This window comes from Acidisarcina polymorpha, assembly GCF_003330725.1.
GTDB classification, from domain to species: Bacteria; Acidobacteriota; Terriglobia; order Terriglobales; family Acidobacteriaceae; genus Acidisarcina; species Acidisarcina polymorpha.
In genome coordinates, this window is the sequence record NZ_CP030840.1 from 6591285 (window position 1) to 6611173 (window position 19889).

Genomic DNA, 19889 nt, shown 5'->3' on the forward strand with positions numbered 1-19889 from the left:
AAGACAACCCTGCTACAGGCCACTGTCAGCCTCTCTTGAACCCTTATCGCGAGGCGATGAGGAATTCCATGCTGACCCGGACTCGATCACTGAGGCCTGGTTCGGTTATCAAACCACCCCTAACACGGGCACCAGGCATAAGTGAGACGAACTCGGGACAGCGAGCTCTCAATCACTCATCTGGAGCGCCAGACAGTGAGGAGAAACGATGACAGCGAACATGACCCAATCCGTGACGGATCACTCGAAGCTCATCCTGGAGCTTTCGATTGATGCGTTTGGCCTTGTCACACGCAAGGAATCGGAACTCAACCGGAAAGACACGCTCGAGGGCACGCTCCTCCTGCAGATCTATCCAGGGATCAAGGTCGCACGCGTGAGTGTTCCAACCGAACTCGACGCCTATGAGCAATCATTGGTGGAAAGCCGGATGGCAAACCTGGTTTATCAGGGAGTGCACTACAAACTTGCAGGCGCAAGTGGTGCGGCGAAGGACGGACGTTTCTACTTCGTCGATACCAATCACGCTAAGGACATTGCTGAGCGCTTTCAGCATTGGCCAGAGGCTGCGATGGTGTACTTTTCCATCCTCATCTCTGACTGCAAGACCGTAATCGAGGAGCCAGACCTGACAGTCCTTGTCGTCAAGGATCATATCCTTGGCACTAACGATTGCCGCGGATGGCTTCGCGAGTCCCTGTACCGGAAGCTACAACTTCCCCAGGATCGATTCGCCCAGTTTCGACTGGCATTCGATGCACGCGAACCGAAGCAGGCGAAGGGTGCTCTCAAGGCAATGAGCGATCGCGTAGCTGAAAAGCTAGGTGTCGATATCATTCTGCCCGAAAGCTCCTGCAAGCCCGAGCTTAAGGGATCAGGCAAATTTATCCCGCAAGCGAAGACCACCGGAAGACTCGTCCAGGGTCCGGTCATTCTTGGAATTAAGCAATACTCCCGGAAGACCTTCTACGGCTCAAGTTACACGCTGGTCGAAAATGCTTCGGAAGAGGCTCTTCGTACCGAGATCATTCCTCCAACTATCGAGGAAGTTCGGCAGGTACGTAAAGCATGGGAGGACGGGGATTATGCCGCTCTTCTCAAATTGTTGGGACGGAACGAGGAAGAGGAGATTGGTTTCGACGACAGCTTCGATACAGACAGCTTCGACGAAACGGCAGTAGCAACTCCTCAGGAAGGATGTGACCCGTCAGAAGCAGTTCTTCTGGCAGACAAGAGCGGCAGTGCGATCCGCATTCCGTTCGTTGCCAACCAGTTGAATCGAAAGCTGGCACGCTGGGCCTTTCGCGCAATGACAGGAGGGACACTCCGTCTTCCTGCGTTCGCATTGGTCGATGACGGAGTTCTGGTTGAGCATGGAGGGAAGATTCTCTTCGCGTCCGACTGGATTCCAAAGGACGCCGCCATCACCTCCCTCACCTCGGAGCAGAGTCTGTGCGTCCGATATCCCATACGGATGCAGGAAGATCTACTGCCTGTTCGTCATCTTTTGGATGGCGAACTTGTACCTCGTCTCACAGAAGCACTTGGCACATCGGAATTACCCGAAGGCGTAATTCACCACATTCTGCGCACACAGCTCCGGATGAATGGAACATACATTCTGCATTCGGAGACGGCGGCGAAGAACGGTGGGGATTTCGACTATGACACGATCTGCGCCATTCCATCCGATCAGTTCCCGAAGTTCGTTCAGGGACGGATTGCGTATGGGGAACACTTCACCAATCCGGAGAAGACGAAGACGAAGGCCCGCTCCCAATGGTGGAACGTACATCTGGTCGCCATGAAGGCACGTGGAAACAAGATCGGTTCGATCACGGATCTGAAGACCTCGTGCGTGGCAGCCGGCAGGATTGACCTCGCTTACCAACTGGTCATTCAACTGCAAAACGCGCTCGATTCTCTCAAGCACAAGGTATCCGTGGATGAGGAAGTCGTGCGCGAAATCCGTAAGGAGGTCAATTCGGCACCCTGGCTTCGCTACAAACGCGAGCGCCGGGTTACGGACATGCCCATGCACCTCGAAGTCGTCGACACCGATAAGGTGGGCCGGATGTACAACGTGGTGCGGAAAGAACTGGGTGACCTCGAACAGGAAAAAATGGCCATGGAAGACTTCCGTGGGCTCTTTACTGGCCACTCGGTCAGCAAGGAGATGTTCAAGGAGTGCGAACTGGTCAACAACATCTTTGGCGATATTGCTTCTCGCATAGCCGAACGCGAAGGGAAACTCCGTTTGGAGTTGAACAATGCGCAGGCGTTTTGGGAGGCAGTACGGCAGGGACAGGACAAGGAAGTACGAAAGTCAGCCGTGCTTGCCCGTAACAAGGCACAAGCGGCGGTCTGGGAGTCTGAGCAGGAGGCGAAGAAGCAGTTCCGTTCGCTCAACTTGTTCATGCACTTCTGGGCTGAGGGCAAGCCCGATAACCGGGCAGCTTGGGCACAGGCGATGGCACATGTCGTCACCAGCGGCAAAGGCACCGGTGCAGCTCTCTTCCATACCTTCCCGCAGGAAATAGTCGATGCTTTCGCAGTGCAGACCGGAGGCGAAAGCGTCCCGGTCCGGAAGCCAAAGACGATCGATGGCTACGTCGAGTTTGATGACGAACAGCGAGCGTATCTCATCGAAGTGATCCCCAACGCGGGGGCCGAAGACACCAAGAAAGCGATCTTCCTCTTTCAGTACGCGGGGAAACGCGACCTTGTCTTCGAAGACACGAGAATCTCTCCGTTTCGGGGAGATCGCTCTTAACCCTGCTGGAGGAGGTGCGGCTTTCGTCTGCGCCTCCTCTCGCCGGAGATTCTGTCGCCTCGAACGGGCGCACGGAGGATATTATGAACCGTTTCTGGCTTCCTGCCATCGTGCTATTCGCGCTCACCGCGAAGGCGCAGAACATCAACTTTCAGGACCTTCCCCACATCCACACGGCACTGCATCACCTCACGGCGATCGATCTCGGCGAACCGATCCAGTTCATCGCCGCGGCGGATCTGGAGTCATTCCAGATCGAACGTGCGGGAGACAAAGTTCTTCTGCAACCGCTCAAAGAAAGCGCCACGACCAACCTAATCCTATGGACCGCGTCCCGCCAAGTCGCCTATGAACTCGACGCACCGGGAGATGTGGCGAAAATGAATGTGCTGGTGCGGAATCTTCCTGCATCCCCTCGCGCCGCCGCGGATGCGTCTTTTGCGAAAGAGCGGCAAGAGATCGCAGCAGCGGCCACGTCGCAGGCGATGCTTGGGGCCCAGAATATCGTCGCGGAGCAGCCGCTGAAGCTATCCCCCACAGAAGTATCGGTCACTGTTCTTCACGTACTGCATACGGGCGAAGGAACATTTCTCCAGTACGAGATCGTCAACCATTCGACCACACCCTTTCGGGTGACCACGCCGTCGATCGCCCGCCTCTTACCCTCGCAGACTCCGATCTCGCTTCTTGCCCTTCGAAATCACCAGATTTCCCCACAGACTCTCAGCGGCTTCAAGGCTAAACCTGACTGGACAGCAACAACGGTTACAGGAGAGTCAGCACAGACGGATGTTTCGCCAGGCGCCTCGACGAGCGGGTATGTCCTGGTCCACAGGTCCGCCGCCACAACACCAGAAATTTACCAGTTGAACTTCGGCTCCTCTGCGTCCGGAGCTCTTGTCGAGACCGTGGTGATCTGAGATGGCAACGGACCGTCTCATCACCTCGGTGGAGGCCCGGGAGATGCTACGCCGGGTCTATCGCTCCGATGGCGAAATCAACCTCGCAGAGGTCCTTCGCAGAGGAGTATCTGATCCGATCAAGCCAATCGCGGAGACGGGAAGAATGCGTCCGAGCACGCCCCTCGTCGTCGCAAGTGTCGTGGTCCTGTTGCTTATCGCGGCCTTCGTCTACTTCAGCGTTGGAGCACGGCGGTGAGCGCGATATATGACGACCGCCGGCCAGCACCCCGTGCCGGCGAGGATGCTGCCGGCATTATCGTCCTTGGAGGCTCCGCTCTCGTCGCCATCCTCTGGTATGTCGGCGTCTTTCGCCTGCATCTTCGCAACACTCAGTGCCTCGAGCTATTCCTCGACCTAGCCATCCTGCTCTTCGGTAGCGGCCTTATTCTCTCCGATTGCTTCGGCAGGCGCCAGAGACGAGAGGACGCTTGGCCCCATCCTGCATTACATGTTCCCGGCGATACCGATGAGAAGAATCTCAGCCGAGTTCGCTACGAAGGAAGCACCCTGCTCGGCTATAACGTTCACGGTGAACCATGGTTCTGGCCGGATTCTGTCCGACTCAAGCACGGAGTCATCGCAGGTGGAAGCGGCGCGGGTAAGACAACCTTGCTTCAGAGCATCATTGCGCAGGACGTCAACCGGACCTTCCACGGAAGGCGTATGCCCATTATCATCTTCGATGGCAAGGGCGACCAGGCGTTCGTGCAGGAGCTCCTCCCCCACATCGAAGCCGCTGGCAGGATGGAAGATCTGCGGTTGATTGATCCTTCCAATCCACAGGAATCGTGGTCGTACAACCCTCTTTACAGCCCGGACTCGCTCTATCAAGAGCACGTGAACTTTATCTTCTCGTCTTTCGGGATGCGGGAGGATTTCTTCGCGGGACACCAGCAGGCGTACCTCTCCGATCTCGTCCGCATCCTGTACTACACCGGCAAGGTGTTCAACATGCGTGATGTGCTCGTCATGGCCCTGGACGAAGAGATACTGAATAAGCAGATCGGGATTGCACAGCGCCGTATCGACAACCTTCCGTCTATCTCACTAACGATGCGGCTGAACCTTGAGATGTCGATCAAGATGATTCGCAAGTCGCTGGCGGACAGGGAGCGAATCACCAAGATCCAGGGTCTACTGAATGAATTGTTAGCTTTCCTGGAGGATGATCTCTCCATCGTTACTGGTTCCTACCAGAACATGCTCACCATCGAGGAGGTCGTCGACAAAGGGCTCATCCTCGTCATCTCCCTGAACTCGAATAAGAACAAGAGAGCCAGCGAAGCACTCGGAAAGATCCTGCTACAGAACATTCGGCTAATGGTTGGCAAGCGCTACCAGCAGATGTTGTCGCTGAACCTTGAACAGGAACCGATTCTCAGCGTCATCTGCGATGAGATCGCGCGGTACGCCGACCCGGATTTTCCGCAGGTCCTGCAGACCGCTCGTGGCGCTCGTGTCTCCTTCCTCTTCTCCTTCCAAGCTGTGCCACAGCTCGAGAATGTGAGCCGGGCTTTTGCTGAGGAAGTATGCTCGGCCCCCGGCACCAAGATGCTAATGAACGGCACCGACGAGTCTACGGCGCAGTGGTTCCTGAAAGCTTCCTCAAGGGTCCTGCGCAAACGCCGCAGCCTCGCCGTGCGTCGAACCGGGGTGTTCAGCCAAAAATACACCGAGACCGGAACTGGCAATGAGAGCGATATCCGTGAGACTCGCGCACGCGAAGAGCACATCAAGAACATGCCGGTAGGTCAACTCGAAATCCTGATGGTCGATCCACGCGAGGGCACACTCCACTCTCATCTCCACGCGCGGAGAGCAATGACCTACCGGCCGGAAGAGATAAAGTCGTTGCTCTATCCGCGCATGCATGACGTGATCAATCCGGAGGTGGGCGCTAACCTGCGATTTAGCAGTGACGAACCACGTCGTGGACGGCGCAGGACCGCCGGTACCTTGACGAGCTTCTGGACAGGGGAGGAGTCATGAACAACATCAGCCGAGTCGCAATCCTTGGTTTTGCCTTGAGCGCGTCGTCCCTTTATCCAGCACAATCAACCCCGCCTGCTGCACCGTCAAAGCCGGCACCGAAACGATCTCAGGGCGTACTTGACTATGCCCTGGGCAAGATCAATCCGGACAACAAAGACTACGGGAACTCCGCCGCGGATGCACGGAGTGAGCTTGTGGGCTACACCATCCAGAACATCTATTTCTGGTCGAATGTCCTCAGCCTCTCGCTCCTTGCTGCGACCTCCACAGCGCTTGTTCTTATTCTCCGCGCCCAGGACAAGCGCGAGATCATCGCGGCGAACCTGATCTCCCAACTGTGGAATGGCCGGGTCATCGATCGACGGGAGATCGTTCGTCGCACCGGAATGTACAACACGCTTGTCGAAACGAAGAACGCCGCTCTGAATCAGACGCCATCTCCCAATAGGGAACAACCTTCAGAGTCTCAGGCAGCAGAACAACCCTCACAGAAACAAACTGGGAAGAAGACGCGTGTTCCATCAGAGGCGGCAGCGCCTAAGTCGCCGGCGTCCCACACAGAACAGGTAGAGACCGGAATCGCACCTTCCGGTGAGTTGCAACAAAAGACGACACTTCTCCAAGGCCAGAACCAGGCGCTACGCAATTCAGAACGCAACCTAAGAGAACGCCTGAATCAGGTCTCTCAGGACTTAGAGCAGGAGCGGCGTCGCAACCAAACACTCAAGGGTGCATAGGAGGACCGCTTGAAAACACGCAATGATTTTCGAACTCAAGAAGAGTGGCTCGCTTTTGTGCACGAGACCGTGGCCGCCGAGGATATCCCGTTCACTCTCGCGATTGGGCTTACCAGGATGTACCAGCAGTTCTATGAAGTGCGATCCCAGCCCTTCCCAGAACGATTATTCTCGGAGATCGAGCGCATCTCTGCAATGGCGGAACCGGGGAGAACGCAGGAACTGGAGGCTCTGAACAACACCATTATGGGCGACATAATCCAGTTCCTGTTCACGGCCTCGAGCGGAAGGTCCACCGGGGGGGACTGCCCGTATCCTGTCACCCCCCGCGAAATCATCGAGCAGCTTCTGGAACATTTGCGTACAAAGAACCCCTACTTCGCTTTGTGGACCCACTACAAGGACAACGTATCCGGACGAGAGAGTGCGCCGGAGTGGCGGGAGTATGTAATCCGAACGATGGGCGTCGGCGAAGACCGCGAGATCGAATTCGCCCACTTGATGTCAGAGCTGGGACGTTGTCTCGACCTGTATCGCCAGCGCGAGATGCCGCTTCCGAAGCACTTCTACTTTCAGATCTGGTTTCTGTATCGGACCAATGGACCGGAAAGAAACGCGATGACTCGGGCTTTGGTGCAGGAACTCGTGGAGGGATTGGAGCCGTGCGCGTCCGCATAATCGGCCTCGGAACCAACTGGTGGTCGGCACGTCCATTGGACGTGGCCGACCCTTTCTGTTTGCGTCGCCATGCCGCATGGTTCAATTCCGCAGGCCTGAGATACGGCAATCGCTTGCGTTTGTGCTGGGTGTATCCGGGGCAGGTCCGCTTCAATCGGAGCAGCGGATTCAATCCGGAGTTTCCCGATCACGTTCTCGGACGTGCCGTTGAATGCAATGAGCCGAACCGAATGCACGGCCGGATGCACCTGCTGATCACCCGTCTTCTGGATCAGAACGCGACGCCAGAAGGTTACCTCGTGACACTTACGGAACGAATGGGCGGCTCGATCCGATTCAGCCGCCCGGGCTGGAAGAGCGATGGAGTGCAGCTGATCTCCGTTAGCCTGCGCCGCGACCGCTACGAATTTATGGCTCTCATGAGAGGGAACGATTGGATTGAAAGCAATCTGGGCCGGTGGGTGTTGTCTGGTGACTTGACTCGCCTGGAACTTTCAAGCGCATCCTGGGGAGGCGAATTATGAGGTATCGCAAAGGCTGTATTGCTATTTCCGATGAATACGATCTGCCGGTATTGCTCCACATTCGGAATACGCGTGCTATCACACTCAACCAACTGTATCGCCTGCTCGCTACCGAGAAGAGCGGTATCGCTCGCCGTAGTGTGCACTGGAGACTCACTCGACTCGAACAGGCGGGGCTTGTCCTGCGCATCACGTCAAGCCAGTTCTTCAGGCAACCGATCTTCCGAATCACTCCTTTGGGCCTTTCCTACCTAGAAATGCGTGGGCACACTCTTATCTCACTCCCGTCGACCGGGCGACAGATTCTGAACGAAACCCAGGTCTTTCACGCTCTGGAACTGGTGGAGATCCGACTTGCATTGCGCGAGAGCGGATTGCTTCAAACATGGCAGACAGAGCTCGAGTTGGCCTCACGGAATCTCGTATTCTATGGCGGAGCTGCAAAAGATTACGATGCTTTCATCACTCTCCAAACGGAAGAAGGGGCATGGCAACTCGCTCTGGAATACGAGCGAACGGTCAAAGGCTCTGCACGATACAGCGACATTCGAGCGGTCTTGAATGGCGACAAGACGGCAGATGCGGTGCTTTATCTCACTTCCAGTCATGATGTCTCGCACGTTCTCGCCATTGAAATGCGCGGTGTGAAGAAGACAATTGGTGTGGCACTGAGCGAGGATTTTCGTCGAGACCTTCTAAGAACACCCGTGCTTAACATCGGCGCAGGACATGCGGTCACCTCATTTCGTGAGTTCCTTCACGCCGCTCCTCGTGCCACAAAAGCAACAGACAGAGAGTTTTTGTCTGCCCTTTGATTGCCAGTTGCCTGCCCATAGGGTGCCGATTGAAACCCAATTAGCTCCCGATTGCCCGCTTTTGCAGTGCGATTGAGCAGATATACGCCTTGTACCCCTCATGCTTACAACAGTTTGCGATCTGACTATCCCCTTGTGTTGGGTTGATTTTCGGCTAGGTTGTGAAAAGTGAACGAATTGGCTGATGGAAGCCCTTCCAGCAACTCTACCCACGACCAATCACAGTGAACGGAGGATGAAGATGTGCCATTCATTCGTTGAAGTGAAGCGCCTAATCCAGCGCTTCGATGGATCAGTAGCGTTTGTAATCAACCTCTCTGGCGGGAAGGACTCGAATCGCATGCTCGGCTTTGTGCGCGAATGTTTTCCAGGAGCAACCATATTAGCCGTGATGGCGACACTGATTTTGAACACCAGGGTCCCATTTCAGCTCCGGACTTCGCACGGGATCGGTGCGCAGAGTTCGGTGTTCCGTTTACCGTCGTGCGCAATCCTCGCCGCAACTACCTCCAGATGATCGAGCAGCTTGGGATGTTCCCCTCCGCTCAATATCGGCAGTGTACGTCCGATCTGAAGCGTGGACCGATTGAGAAATACGTCAGAACTCTGCCATGCCGACTGATCTTCAACTGCATGGGGATGCGTTCGGAAGAGTCTCCACCCCGCGCAAAGCTCCAGCCACTTTTACTCAACTCTTCACTGACCACGAAGTCGCGAGCGGTCTATAACTGGTTTCCGATCTTCGAGCTGTCCGTTGCCGATGTGCTGACCGGGCACTGGGAGCATCGCATTCCTCTCCACCGGTTTTCGTTCCCGAGTATCACGAGGACGGTACGGACGGCGGCTACCTGCGCCGCCTCTCGTGCAGGTTGTGCATTTTCTCGACGGACGCTGACCTGCTCTCTATACGACAGCATGTTCCAGAAGCCTTCCATGCTGTCTCTGAATTGGAGCAGAAGATCGGCTTTACGATGCGTTCGACCGGCAGCCTCGTGCAGATCATAGACGCGGCACATTCAATCCCCACATTTTCGAGCTACCTGCTCTCCCCACTTCCACTCAACTGCGGACCGGCCCTTATGGCTGGTTTGCCCCAACACGTCTCAGGAGGACAGTCCGATGTTGATGCTGTATCTTTTCAAGGTTGAGGTATTTGATCTCGGCCTCAACTACACCTATTCAACGGACAGTGTGCTCATCGCTGACACGCACGAAGATCGGAGCGAACTTCTCCGGTCCCAGTTCGGCGAGCACAGCCGAAGCGTTATGAAGCGCTCCGTGCTGCTGGGAGCGCGCGCCTTGACGTGCACGGAAGTCCATCTGCTTGAGTCGGCGATCGAAACAGACAACGACGTTTGGCAGATAACGCGCGTACGAACAGACTTCCGCGCGCGGCAGGTGCGCCACCTGCCGCGCCTGCAAAACGAAGTTGAGATGTACGAACTGATGGAACGTTCCCCGGGACGTCATGACGTTTATCTGCTCACGGCGGACCAGTACATCCACAGCACCTGCTTTTCCCGGAGAGGTTCATCCGCAGCCAGACTTCCGGCGGCGGCATGAACCTCGAGTCAGTCCCCACCTAGGTTGCACTGTAGCGTCGCACTTCCACCCAAACAAGGAGTTCCAATGTCGTCTCTTCCGTCGTCCATGGCGGAGGCAACGCCGCGCCGTGCCCCCACTCTCTTCTCGTACTTTCTCACCCGAATGGTCATCGCCGTCACGCTGATGGGGGTCGATATCTTCGTCTTCCTGAAGTCCGCCGTCGAAGGTCTCCGCAACAGCATCGGCATGCCGCTCCTGCATCGGCTGATCGTCGCAGCAGTGGTCGGCACTGCCCTCACGTTGGCCAACGTCTGGTACAAGACGCTGCGCTATCGCCAGCCCAACAAACCAACTCCCGCAACCCGTTCCTCTAGAAAGGAGAGAACTCATGACCCGCAGCCTCGGAAAGATGTCCGCACACCCGCTCATGGATTGGCGCGACCAAGCCAAAGAGTCCGTCGACCAGGACGTACAAGCCTTCCTCCAATTGGGAGAAGCCATCGCCACCCGATGGATCCAAACGCAAAAGGGCGTCATGCTCCTGCAGATGGTTCCGGGTGACATCACCTCGGGCGCCATCTATGTGCTCGATCGTATCCGTCAGGTTTGGTACATGCTTTCGTTCGAAGCCTGCGAGTGCGAGTTCACCAGAGAGAAGTTTGATCGCGCTTACTGCGAATACAAGCTCTTCCATTATGTCGACCAGCCCGGTCTTCTGCTGAACCCGGCTCTGGTCGGCCAGGCGTAGCTTCAGCCCCCTCCCGGTTCCATCCACGCACAACAACTCACCAGTGCTAACTCACCTTCTTTCTAAGGAGAAGCCGCCATGCGTCTGTCCGCCGGTCGTATCCGCAGCATCAATCGCTGTCTCGCTTACCACGGGAGCATCATCTGCAGTGGTTCCGATTTCCCCGTCCGCCGTCCGATCGAGCTTCCGAAACCAGCGTCTCCAACCCTCAAGATTGTCGCCGTCCCGAAGCAGAAGGCCGCGTAACCATCCACTATCAACCGGAATCGGCGAGCAAGTGCGTCCGCATTCGCACTGGGCTCGCCGTTTCCTTGAGAGATTTGACCGAGTTTTGGAGCCGGGATACAAAGTGCCCAATTGAAGGAAAGGAGCTCTGCCGTGTACGCGAAATTCTCCGTCAGCCGGGACACAGCAAACAACTTCATCCGGCTCTTCGTCAACCGCCGTGCCTTCGGTATGCAGGCACACAAACCTCTTCCGAATGGCAAGGTTCCTTACTTTCTGGCAAAGGACTGGACCACCAAAGAACCGAAACCACTTGATAGTGACGTCGTCCGCATGCACCTAAACGGCGACGTGACCATCAACCTGTTCGCGATCAACCCCGAGACCCAGCGGTGCAAGTGGGTCGCGATTGATGGTGACTTCGACGGAGCAGTCGAGGCTCTGTTCAAACTTCAATGGGAGTTGAAACAGGACGGTGTTGAAGCGGCCATCGAGCAGTCGCGCCGGGGAGGGCATCTCTGGATCTTCGCGGAGACGCCTCTACTAGCCTCCGAGTGCCGTATCTATATCTACAATCTCGCTCTACGCCTTGGGGTACCGATTGTTGGCGGCGGTCTCAAGCAAGGGATCGAAGTCTTCCCCAAGCAGGATCGGCTGGAAGATGGGGAGTTCGGGAATGCGATCCGCGCTCCACTCGGAGTGCACCGTAAGACCAATAGGCGGTATTGGTTCTATGAGGCGCCGACCGAACCAGAGACTCAACTGGCGTATCTCAACGGCATGAAGAAGCTAACGGAGGCTGAACTCCATACCTTCATTCAGGGAATGTCACTGCCAGAGAACTATAGACCTGCTGTAAGGGAGCCCTACGTTCCGGGTCCAGTTCGCCATGGCCAGACGGAATTCCGAATCCTTGACTATGTGAGACCCAAATCGAAGCACAGTCGCAACTGGTGGGCTCCATGCCCGTCATGCAGGCAGGCGGGCAGAGACAAATCGGGTGACAACCTAGCAATCCAGGTCGCCAATCCACGTTTCTACAAGTGCTGGGCCGGCTGTAGCGCGGACGATATCCGCGCCGCGCTCGGTCAGCCGATTCGCAAGAAGCAGATGGCATAGAGAGGTCGATGACTGATGAAGACGAACACGCAGAATCATTCGTACAACCAAAAGGCATCGTCCTCGCCCTTCCTCCAGTACGGCATCCCACTTGGACGATCTGCTCTTCGGGCTCTGGACAACCGCGGGATCTACTGCCAGACTTCGATCTCCAAAGAGCACCAGCATCTCGCAAAGAGGTACGTGCTCCGTGGTGTCGAATCTGGAGGCGCCGTATCAGATATGGGCCGCTATTGCGCCTACCTCGATGGGGATGGTGCTCCCATACAGTGGTTGCAGCCGATCGACTCGATCTCGGGGAACGGTCGCCACGCAGTTGTTGTGGCCCCGGAGCTTGTGCGAATTGATATGTTCCGCATCGGGCGAACATACGAACTCGCCATAACCCGACATCTGCTCGAGTCAGAGCAGGGGCATGCGAAACCTAGGATGACGTCCACTCTGCTCTTCCGTGGTCGCGACGGAACAATCTCCTTTGACCTCTGGGCGCCAGAGAGTCGTTCGATCCGCGGGACGATTACACCCTCCTTCTATTCGGAGGCCGGTGAACTTCGTGACATACCCCACTCCTTTGAGGCAGCAGTGAAGAACGTGACAGCGGCTTTGAACTGTCTGGCTTGCAAGCACGTCCATGTAGCCGTTGCAAGAAGTACGCCAAGTAACCTTCTGGCGTCAGCTTAACTTTGAGCACACAAGGAGCAATAATGTCTCAACACATAATTCGGACTGTCGGCGGCAGTGGCATCGCCGTGACGGTCACTCTCGGCTATGATCGGCCACTCGACTTCGTCTTCTGCACCATTATGAATGCTCAGAACGAGCCAATTTACACCAATCTCGATGACGATGACGCTGGGACGCACCAGCAGGACATTGACTACTACCGGCCGATTCTCGCTCGACTTGGTATTGAGGTTCCAGAAGCGATGTTCGCTGAGGTTGAGTTTGATCAAGCGAATGTCGTTGCCAACCGATTCGTGGATCACACGGTTTCGCGATGATCGCGTGACATCCGAAGAACCTCTTTTGGATGACTTCCGAGGACTGGCGCCCTCGTGCGTCACACGGCTCTCTTTGTGCCGTGATTGCCCTCTGCGCGCTATCGATCCTGGATCATCCCCCGCGCCAGCCGCTTAGGCCGGAAACGTAAGGGCTCGGCCAAAGAGAACGGCCGGGAATCTCCACAAGCCCTTTAAGTTCTCATTCCTGAACTCATCCTCATGTCTTCAACAACGCACACAAGGAGGTGCCATGGCAAAGTGTGTCAATAAGGTCATACTGCTCGGCAACGTCGGTAAATCACCCGAGATTCGCAACACTCGGAGTGGCATCGTAGCGGAGTTGTCACTTGCTACCAATGAACGACGTCCCGATGGCCATGGCGGTTGGCAGGACCATACCGAATGGCACTCTCTCGTTGCATTCGGGCGTGCTGCCGAGATCATCAGTGAATACGTGCGCATCGGAAACCCACTCTTTATAGAAGGCAAACTCCGTACGAAATCCTGGGATGACACGAACGCTGGGGTGAAGCGGTATTGGACCAGGGTCGTGGTCCTGAATATCGTTCTGCTCTCGAGCGGCGACCGCCATTCCTCCCGCGAGAAGTACCAGGAAGAGATGGGCGATGCTGCGTCTCCGTATGCCTATATTCCCGATACACAAATCACTGCGGACGAAATTCCATTCTGACTAAATGCGGCCGAAGAAACCAGACCTGAAATTGAAAGGAGGTCACATGCCCACCACAAGGAAGTTCTCCGTAGAGGAGCAACGGAAGCTTTTCGCTCTGCTCGAGACCCCGTTCTCACCGTCCGAAGTCAAATGGCGGGTTGTCCGCAGAGGCCAGCGGGGCCGCCGCGGCAAGGTTCTCCCTTACGCGGACCCTCGGGCTTACACGGATCGCCTGAATCAACTCTTCACCCCTTCTGGGTGGTCGCGCACGTACGCTCTCGCCGCAGTCCCTAATGTCGTCAGGAGAATTGATGGGCGCGAGGTAGTCACGGGAAAAGTTCTCATAAACTGTGTCTTGACCATTCATCGGCTTGGGAGCCACACCGGTAATGGTGAGGAGTGGGCGGACAGCTCTATGGCTGTCACTTCGGCGGAAGCGCAGGCTTTTAAAAGAGCATCCAGCTGTTTTGGTCTCGGTCGTTATCTTTATCGCATTTCCGAACGCTGGGTAGACATTGACCGTCTCGGTGTACCAAAGCGTCTGCCTGCCCTGCCCCTCTGGGCGCTGCCCCCGGATGTCGTCGTCGTACATGGGGCCGAGCCGAGAGGTCCGATTGACCAAGTCAACTGGAAAGATCGAGGCCTTTCGGAAGCAACTTGGAGTCGGCATATACACGGAAATTCTTTCCCGTGCAGGCTTCTCTCATGATGCTCGCCTCATCCCAAACGCGAACCGCCAGAAAGACTCCCTCAAGTGGATGGAAGCTGCCGCGCGAGGCTACGACCGGCTACGGCACCTCTCCACTGGTGAAGGAGCAGAGCACATGGACGCCCTTCTTCAGCACCTGAAACTGACAACCGTCCAGGAGTTACCGAGCCTTGACGCACTCCGCTTTGTGGTGGACACGCTCGAATCTGTTCTGCCGCAAGACGCTGCTTGACCACTTTCCAGCCATTTATACCAATCGGGGCGGCTCTGAGCCGCCCTCTCTTTTTGGAGGAATCATGCCCAGAGGAAGGAACGTATCCATGCTCCGGAGGGAAGCCAATTTTGTCAGCATTCCCATGGAGATAGCCGTTTACTGCGAGAATTGTGAAACAGTGTCCAACTCTCGCAGCGTTCGCTGTGGAGTCTGCGGCAGCGAAACAATCCGAGGGCTCATTCTCCTGATCGATGGACCGCCTAATAACCCTGGACCTGGACCGGCCGCTCCGTCACTTATACTCCCAAACTTGGCATTTGAACGGCTCGCCGCTGCCTAGCCACAGGGAGGATAGCCTGGCGTCATTGCTATTTCTGGAAGGGGGTAAATCGACCTACAATATCAACGTAGGTGTTGTTCAGGAGTCGAAGACTTTGACGACTGCTTCACAACAATACTGGGCTCAACGGCAGGCGGCACGTCCTTCTGATTGGGGCGACGAACCGGCTGAGTGCTATCGATTCAGGGATACTTAGCCGCTTCTCGGAGCGACTGACGATTCCGCTCCCTGACCGCGAAGGTCAAATTCGCTTGCTTTCGATCTTCCTTGCTGGGAGGAAGTTGGATTTCCCGTTGAACAACGGTGCTGCCCTCCTCGCCGACCTAACTAAGGGGAAGGACCTCAGCGGACGTGATTTGAGGAACTGGATTGCTTCCGCGGAGCAAAGCGCGCTCGTTCGAGCGATGGAATGTGATGATCCAGAGCAATATGTCATTACGCTGGATGACTTTTTGTCGGTTTCTTGAGGCACAGTGCACTTTGCCCAATTGGCAAGCCTCGCCGTTGCCCCCGTCGCGGTCTGCTCTTCAATGAGCTGAACTCCCACTGAAATAAAGCATAAATTGGCTCTCAATAAAGCATATTTTGGCAGCGGCAGAGGGATGAGGTGGTTAGAATCGGCCGGCGAGCTCCGGGAATGCCGCCTTGCCTATGATGGAACGAGTTTCGCTGCGTGCCTCGGTCTGATCTCGCCAACCGAGGCTAATTCACTCATTCAAACAACATGCTTCGCCTTGATATGGTGGAAGCATGGACTTCTGTCGGACCGCCAAAGTAGCCCTGCTCGCAATCACCATCACTCCCACGAGCGGGCACTCACAGACAACGACCGCGATGCTAAACCAACTCGCTGATCGCTTTGTGGATCAGCAACTTCAATACGATCCGACTCTCACTTATACGAGCGGTCTGCCAACCCACGATCACAGCCGCTTTGCCGACCGAAGCCCCAAGGCGCTCTCGGTGCACGACCAGGAAGAGCGCGAGGATCTCAAAGCGCTTCTCACCTTGCCAATCGCTAGGTTGGCTCAACCAGACCGTGCGACCTATTCCAATCTGCGTGAGCGCCTGGAGTCCGACCTCCAACTCCGAGTATGCCGGACCGAACTTTGGGATGTGAACCACTTTGACGGCTGGCAGTCGGAGTTTGCTGAGGTAGCCGAAAGGCAGCCAGCGGGCTCTGCCGAAGAGCGGAAGCAGGCCCTACAGCGTTGGGGCAGCATGCCCCAATATTTAGATGTGGAGATTGCCAATTTAAGGCTTGGGCTTACGCAAGGCTACTCCGCGCCGCAGTCGGTCGTGCGCAGAGTGATACAGCAAATGGATGCTCTGGCGGTTGCGAACCCGGAGCAGTCGGTCTTCTACTCGCCTGCGAAACGCAGTGGAGATGCTGCCTTTCAGAACGCATTCCGCCAGCTCATTCTGAACCAGATCAATCCAGCTTTGAAGTCTTACCGCGACTTTCTGCAGACGGAATACCTTCCAAAGGCGAGGGAGGGCGTCGCAATCTCCGATCTGCCTAATGGGGCTGCCTGCTACCAAGCGTTTCTTCGCTCCAGTACCACCCTGGAGCGAACGCCGCAGGAAATCTTCGACCTGGGTCAGAAGACCGTGCGCGAGAACGTAGCGGAGATTGAGAAAATCGGAGAGGCAAAGTATCAAAGCACAGACCTGCCTACCATCGTGGCAAAGATCAAAAGCAGTTCCGTGGAGCACTTCCAATCGAAAGACGACCTTCTTGGGTTCTCGCAGCAGTTGCTTCAACGGGCGAAGGATGTGACCGCTAGGCAACTCATCACCCGGATGCCACAACAGGATGTTGTCATTCGGCCGCTCTCGGCCTTTGAAGAAGATGCAGGTGTTGGGTCTCGTTTTCAAGGACAGCCCGATTCCAGACAAGCGGCCGTTTTTCTGATCAGACTAGATGACTGGCATACCGAGACGCGGTCCGACGCTGAAATCAACACGGTACATGAAGCAGTGCCCGGACACTATCTACAAAAGGCCTTGGCACGTGAACTACAGCCACCTACGCGCTTGTCGAAGCTGATCGATAATGACGCGTACACGGAGGGTTGGGCACGGTATGCGGAGACTATGGGCGAAGAGGCCAAAATCTACGATACAGAGGATGCTGACGTGATGCGCAGATTGTGGCCGGCACGCGGCATGGTTGTCGACCCCGGCCTTCACGTGTTCCACTGGACACGGCAGCAGGCAGTGGACTATATAGTGTCTTCAGGCCACTTTTCTGCGGACGCGGCCAATGACTATGTTGACCGCATGGCGGTAATGCCCGGCCAGCTTACCTCCTACGATTCCGGCGGACTGGAGATCAAGGCCCTTCGTGCCGAGTCGCAGGAAAGGCTAGGGGCTCTCTTTGATCTGCGTCATTTTAATCAGGCAGTGCTAGAAGAGGGAGTTGTTCCTCTTGGAGAACTGCGTGCCCACCTCAAGGCTTGGATGGCCGACCAGCTGCTTCACAAATGATTGCCACGGATCAGACTTGGACCTACCGGGAGACCGTGTTGTAACCCCACTGGCCCTCATAAATGCACTTCTCGTTACCGAGTCGTTTAGCGTTTCAGTTGATGCCAAATCGCCAAGTCACTCACAGAGCATACGCCGAGCTGCAAACCTGATTTGGCCTGATATCAGCAATCGCCATGAAGACTGGGAATTAAGAGATGGCTTTACGCGAGGGCCTAGGGTTTTCGACAACCTGACAATCTAAGACCGAATTGCGCTGAACTTAGACTAGCTAAGTGTATTCTGTGGACGATTGGTGACAACGTGTAGAGTGCGGAAGAAAAGAGGGAGCATTCTATGGACAGGCGTAACTTTCTCGCTGGTTTTGCAGCATTTGCTGCCACTCAAACCGTTCAAACCGCAGCCGGGCAGGTCAACAACCTTTCCGCGGGATTGCTCCGGCTGAAGGTGTCGGACGGAACATCGATTGACTTGGAAGAGGGAGGAAGCGGTCCAAGCCTCCTCTTGGTCCATGGGGCGGGAAGCTTTCGCAAAGCGTGGGCGCGCGTCACGCCGCTGCTCCAGTTCCAATTCCATACCTACGCCATGGATCGGCGGGGCCATGGAGACAGCACGGACGCCCCCGCCTACTCGCTCGAGCGCGAAGCCGACGATGTTGCTCAGGTCGCTGCACAACTCCCTGAACCCGTCTTCGTGCTCGGTCACTCCTACGGCGGGATTGTCACCCTGGAAGCATTGAAGCGCAGCAACCGCTTCAAGCGGGCTGCCCTTTACGAGCCGCCCATGCCCGTCTCTGGCGGCATGGTAAGCCAGTCGCCGAAAGCTGTCTGCGATGCGCTTGAAACGGGAGACAATGAGGCTGCTCTCGTAACTTTCTTCACTGATTACGCAAAGTTGTCTCCAGCGGTCATTGCGAAGTTTCGGAGTGACCCAACATGGCCGCAGCGGGTCAAGCTTGCTCCAACGATCTGCCGTGAGATAACGGCGGTACGCCAATATCACTTCGATCCGGCCTCGTTCGAGCAGGTCAAGACACCGATGATGTTTTTCCTGGGAAGCAACAGCCCCAAAACGATGGAGACGAGCGTTCGGACCGTAGCTGAAGTCCTTCACAGACCCGTGACGGTACTCCCCGGCCAACAGCACGACGCGATGTACACTGCGCCAGACCTTCTGGCACGAGAACTGACAAGCTATTTGCTGGCTTGATCAAAGATGGCCTGGCTTGCATTTGCACCAGCTGCCTCAAAGTTCTCAGTGCCGATACGTGGGGCCAAACGATAACTGGACGAAGCGCTTAGGAGCATGTTGCGTGGAGGGTTGTAAATGGGTCGCCTAATCTTGGCGTTCGTCGTGTTGGTTGCAACGTTTTCAATGCCTCTCCGGGCTCAGCGTCCTGATGCGCTCTTCCTGGTTCTGCCGGAGGCGAAGGGTCACCGCTTAGTATTGATTGATCCGCGAGCCAAGACGGTCGTCGGACAGATAGCGGTGCCTGGATGGCCACATGAAGTCGCTTTTTCGAAGGATGGAAAGACAGCCTATCTTCCCTCGTACAGCGATGCGATTGTTGGAATGCCGGGCATCGACGGCCAAACGATCGACGTCGTCGACATGAAGACCCGGACGGTGACGGCGACGTGGGACCTGGGAAAGCCACTCCGCCCGCACATGCCCATGCTGGGTGCAGATGGCACTCTTCTGGTCTCGACAGAACTGGCTCAATCGATCTCGGTCATAGACCTTAATGATGGACGAATCACGGGCCAGATACCTACGGGAGCGAAAGAATCCCATGTCTTTGTCCGAACGTCTGATGGGCGCAAAATCTACACCGCCAACCTTCATGCCGGCAGCGTCAGTGTCCTCGATGCGAAAACGGGCAAATTGATTAAGGTCCTTCAAATCTCAAAACTTGTGAATCGGATTGCTCTTTCCAACGACGGCAAGCGTTTATTTGTCACAGATGGCGAGGGCCCAAAGGTGATTGCGATCGATACTGCGACCGACGAAGTTGTAACGAAAGCGGTGGTCTCCGCGCCCCCGTTTTCTGTCTTCCCAACGCCAGATGGCAAGTGGCTGCTGGTCGGAGAAGACCTCGGATCGAAGGGAAAGATTGAGGTACTCGATGCTCGAAATCTAACGGTTCAGCATGCCTTCGATGTCGATCGTTTGCCCTTCGGGATCAGAGTTGTGGGTAGCGAAGCGTTCGTTGCATGTTATCTGAGCGGCAACCTTGATGTCCTGAATCTCGCAAACTGGACTATGGAGCCGCCGATCCCAGGCGTCGCACATGGGGACGGCCTTGCGGTCTGGAATGGCGTTCGATAGGTCATCGCCGAGATCC

At 56.0% G+C, this 19889-nt stretch carries 21 protein-coding genes; all 21 read left to right on the forward strand.

The features are described 5' to 3' along the window. Positions 1-208: 208 nt before the first annotated feature. The 21 genes from ACPOL_RS28130 (at position 209) to ACPOL_RS28235 (ending at position 19873) form a co-directional block, all read left to right on the forward strand. Positions 209-2773: a hypothetical protein gene (locus tag ACPOL_RS28130; RefSeq protein ID WP_114210071.1), complete on the forward strand. Its 2565-nt coding sequence runs from the start codon at positions 209-211 to the stop codon at positions 2771-2773. Between the two features lie 83 nt (positions 2774-2856). Continuing rightward, positions 2857-3693: a hypothetical protein gene (locus ACPOL_RS28135; RefSeq protein ID WP_114210073.1), complete on the forward strand. Its 837-nt coding sequence runs from the start codon at positions 2857-2859 to the stop codon at positions 3691-3693. Position 3694: 1 nt separating this feature from the next. Beyond that, positions 3695-3931 (forward strand): hypothetical protein, encoded by a 237-nt coding sequence (locus ACPOL_RS28140; RefSeq protein ID WP_114210075.1) that lies wholly within the window; start codon positions 3695-3697, stop codon positions 3929-3931. Beyond that, on the forward strand, positions 3928-5724 hold the full coding sequence (locus ACPOL_RS28145) for a type IV secretory system conjugative DNA transfer family protein (RefSeq protein ID WP_114210076.1): 1797 nt from the start codon (positions 3928-3930) through the stop codon (positions 5722-5724). The genes ACPOL_RS28140 and ACPOL_RS28145 overlap by 4 nt, the downstream gene beginning before the upstream one ends. Next, the gene (locus ACPOL_RS28150; RefSeq protein WP_114210078.1) at positions 5721-6464 is read left to right on the forward strand and encodes a hypothetical protein; all 744 of its coding nucleotides are present in this window, start codon (positions 5721-5723) and stop codon (positions 6462-6464) included. Before ACPOL_RS28145 ends, ACPOL_RS28150 begins: the two co-directional genes overlap by 4 nt. A gap of 9 nt (positions 6465-6473) precedes the next feature. Further along, the gene (locus tag ACPOL_RS28155; RefSeq protein ID WP_114210081.1) at positions 6474-7142 is read left to right on the forward strand and encodes a hypothetical protein; all 669 of its coding nucleotides are present in this window, start codon (positions 6474-6476) and stop codon (positions 7140-7142) included. Then, positions 7127-7666 (forward strand): hypothetical protein, encoded by a 540-nt coding sequence (locus tag ACPOL_RS28160; protein WP_114210083.1) that lies wholly within the window; start codon positions 7127-7129, stop codon positions 7664-7666. Before ACPOL_RS28155 ends, ACPOL_RS28160 begins: the two co-directional genes overlap by 16 nt. Then, a complete protein-coding gene (locus tag ACPOL_RS28165) occupies positions 7663-8481 on the forward strand; it encodes a replication-relaxation family protein (protein ID WP_114210086.1) in 819 nt (272 codons plus the stop codon). Before ACPOL_RS28160 ends, ACPOL_RS28165 begins: the two co-directional genes overlap by 4 nt. A 360-nt stretch (positions 8482-8841) precedes the next feature. Next, entirely contained in the window at positions 8842-9486 is a 645-nt protein-coding gene (locus ACPOL_RS36610; protein WP_414633326.1) for a phosphoadenosine phosphosulfate reductase domain-containing protein, read from the forward strand. Positions 9487-9600: 114 nt separating this feature from the next. Then, positions 9601-10044, forward strand: a complete 444-nt coding sequence (locus tag ACPOL_RS28180) for a hypothetical protein (RefSeq protein ID WP_114210094.1) — start codon at positions 9601-9603, stop codon at positions 10042-10044. A 370-nt stretch (positions 10045-10414) separates the two neighbouring features. Then, positions 10415-10774 (forward strand): hypothetical protein, encoded by a 360-nt coding sequence (locus ACPOL_RS28190; RefSeq protein WP_114210099.1) that lies wholly within the window; start codon positions 10415-10417, stop codon positions 10772-10774. A 78-nt stretch (positions 10775-10852) separates the two neighbouring features. Further along, the gene (locus tag ACPOL_RS33760; protein WP_161557603.1) at positions 10853-11020 is read left to right on the forward strand and encodes a hypothetical protein; all 168 of its coding nucleotides are present in this window, start codon (positions 10853-10855) and stop codon (positions 11018-11020) included. A 132-nt stretch (positions 11021-11152) separates the two neighbouring features. After that, positions 11153-12118 carry a TOTE conflict system archaeo-eukaryotic primase domain-containing protein gene (locus ACPOL_RS28195; protein ID WP_114210103.1) on the forward strand — a complete coding sequence of 322 codons (966 nt, stop codon included), beginning with the start codon at positions 11153-11155 and terminating at the stop codon, positions 12116-12118. Between the two features lie 15 nt (positions 12119-12133). Then, on the forward strand, positions 12134-12799 hold the full coding sequence (locus ACPOL_RS28200) for a hypothetical protein (RefSeq protein WP_114210107.1): 666 nt from the start codon (positions 12134-12136) through the stop codon (positions 12797-12799). Positions 12800-12822: 23 nt separating this feature from the next. Then, positions 12823-13119 carry a hypothetical protein gene (locus tag ACPOL_RS28205; protein WP_114210110.1) on the forward strand — a complete coding sequence of 99 codons (297 nt, stop codon included), beginning with the start codon at positions 12823-12825 and terminating at the stop codon, positions 13117-13119. A gap of 250 nt (positions 13120-13369) precedes the next feature. Then, positions 13370-13810, forward strand: coding sequence for a single-stranded DNA-binding protein (locus tag ACPOL_RS28210; protein WP_114210113.1), 441 nt, complete (start codon positions 13370-13372; stop codon positions 13808-13810). A 46-nt stretch (positions 13811-13856) separates the two neighbouring features. After that, a complete protein-coding gene (locus ACPOL_RS36615) occupies positions 13857-14501 on the forward strand; it encodes a Rad52/Rad22 family DNA repair protein (RefSeq protein ID WP_161557604.1) in 645 nt (214 codons plus the stop codon). Next, positions 14407-14733: a hypothetical protein gene (locus ACPOL_RS34300; protein ID WP_201759349.1), complete on the forward strand. Its 327-nt coding sequence runs from the start codon at positions 14407-14409 to the stop codon at positions 14731-14733. Before ACPOL_RS36615 ends, ACPOL_RS34300 begins: the two co-directional genes overlap by 95 nt. 1072 nt (positions 14734-15805) lie before the next feature. Beyond that, on the forward strand, positions 15806-17545 hold the full coding sequence (locus ACPOL_RS28225) for a DUF885 domain-containing protein (protein ID WP_114210116.1): 1740 nt from the start codon (positions 15806-15808) through the stop codon (positions 17543-17545). A gap of 336 nt (positions 17546-17881) precedes the next feature. Beyond that, the gene (locus tag ACPOL_RS28230; RefSeq protein WP_114210117.1) at positions 17882-18754 is read left to right on the forward strand and encodes an alpha/beta fold hydrolase; all 873 of its coding nucleotides are present in this window, start codon (positions 17882-17884) and stop codon (positions 18752-18754) included. A 117-nt stretch (positions 18755-18871) separates the two neighbouring features. After that, positions 18872-19873 (forward strand): YncE family protein, encoded by a 1002-nt coding sequence (locus ACPOL_RS28235; RefSeq protein ID WP_114210118.1) that lies wholly within the window; start codon positions 18872-18874, stop codon positions 19871-19873. Positions 19874-19889 lie beyond the last annotated feature (16 nt).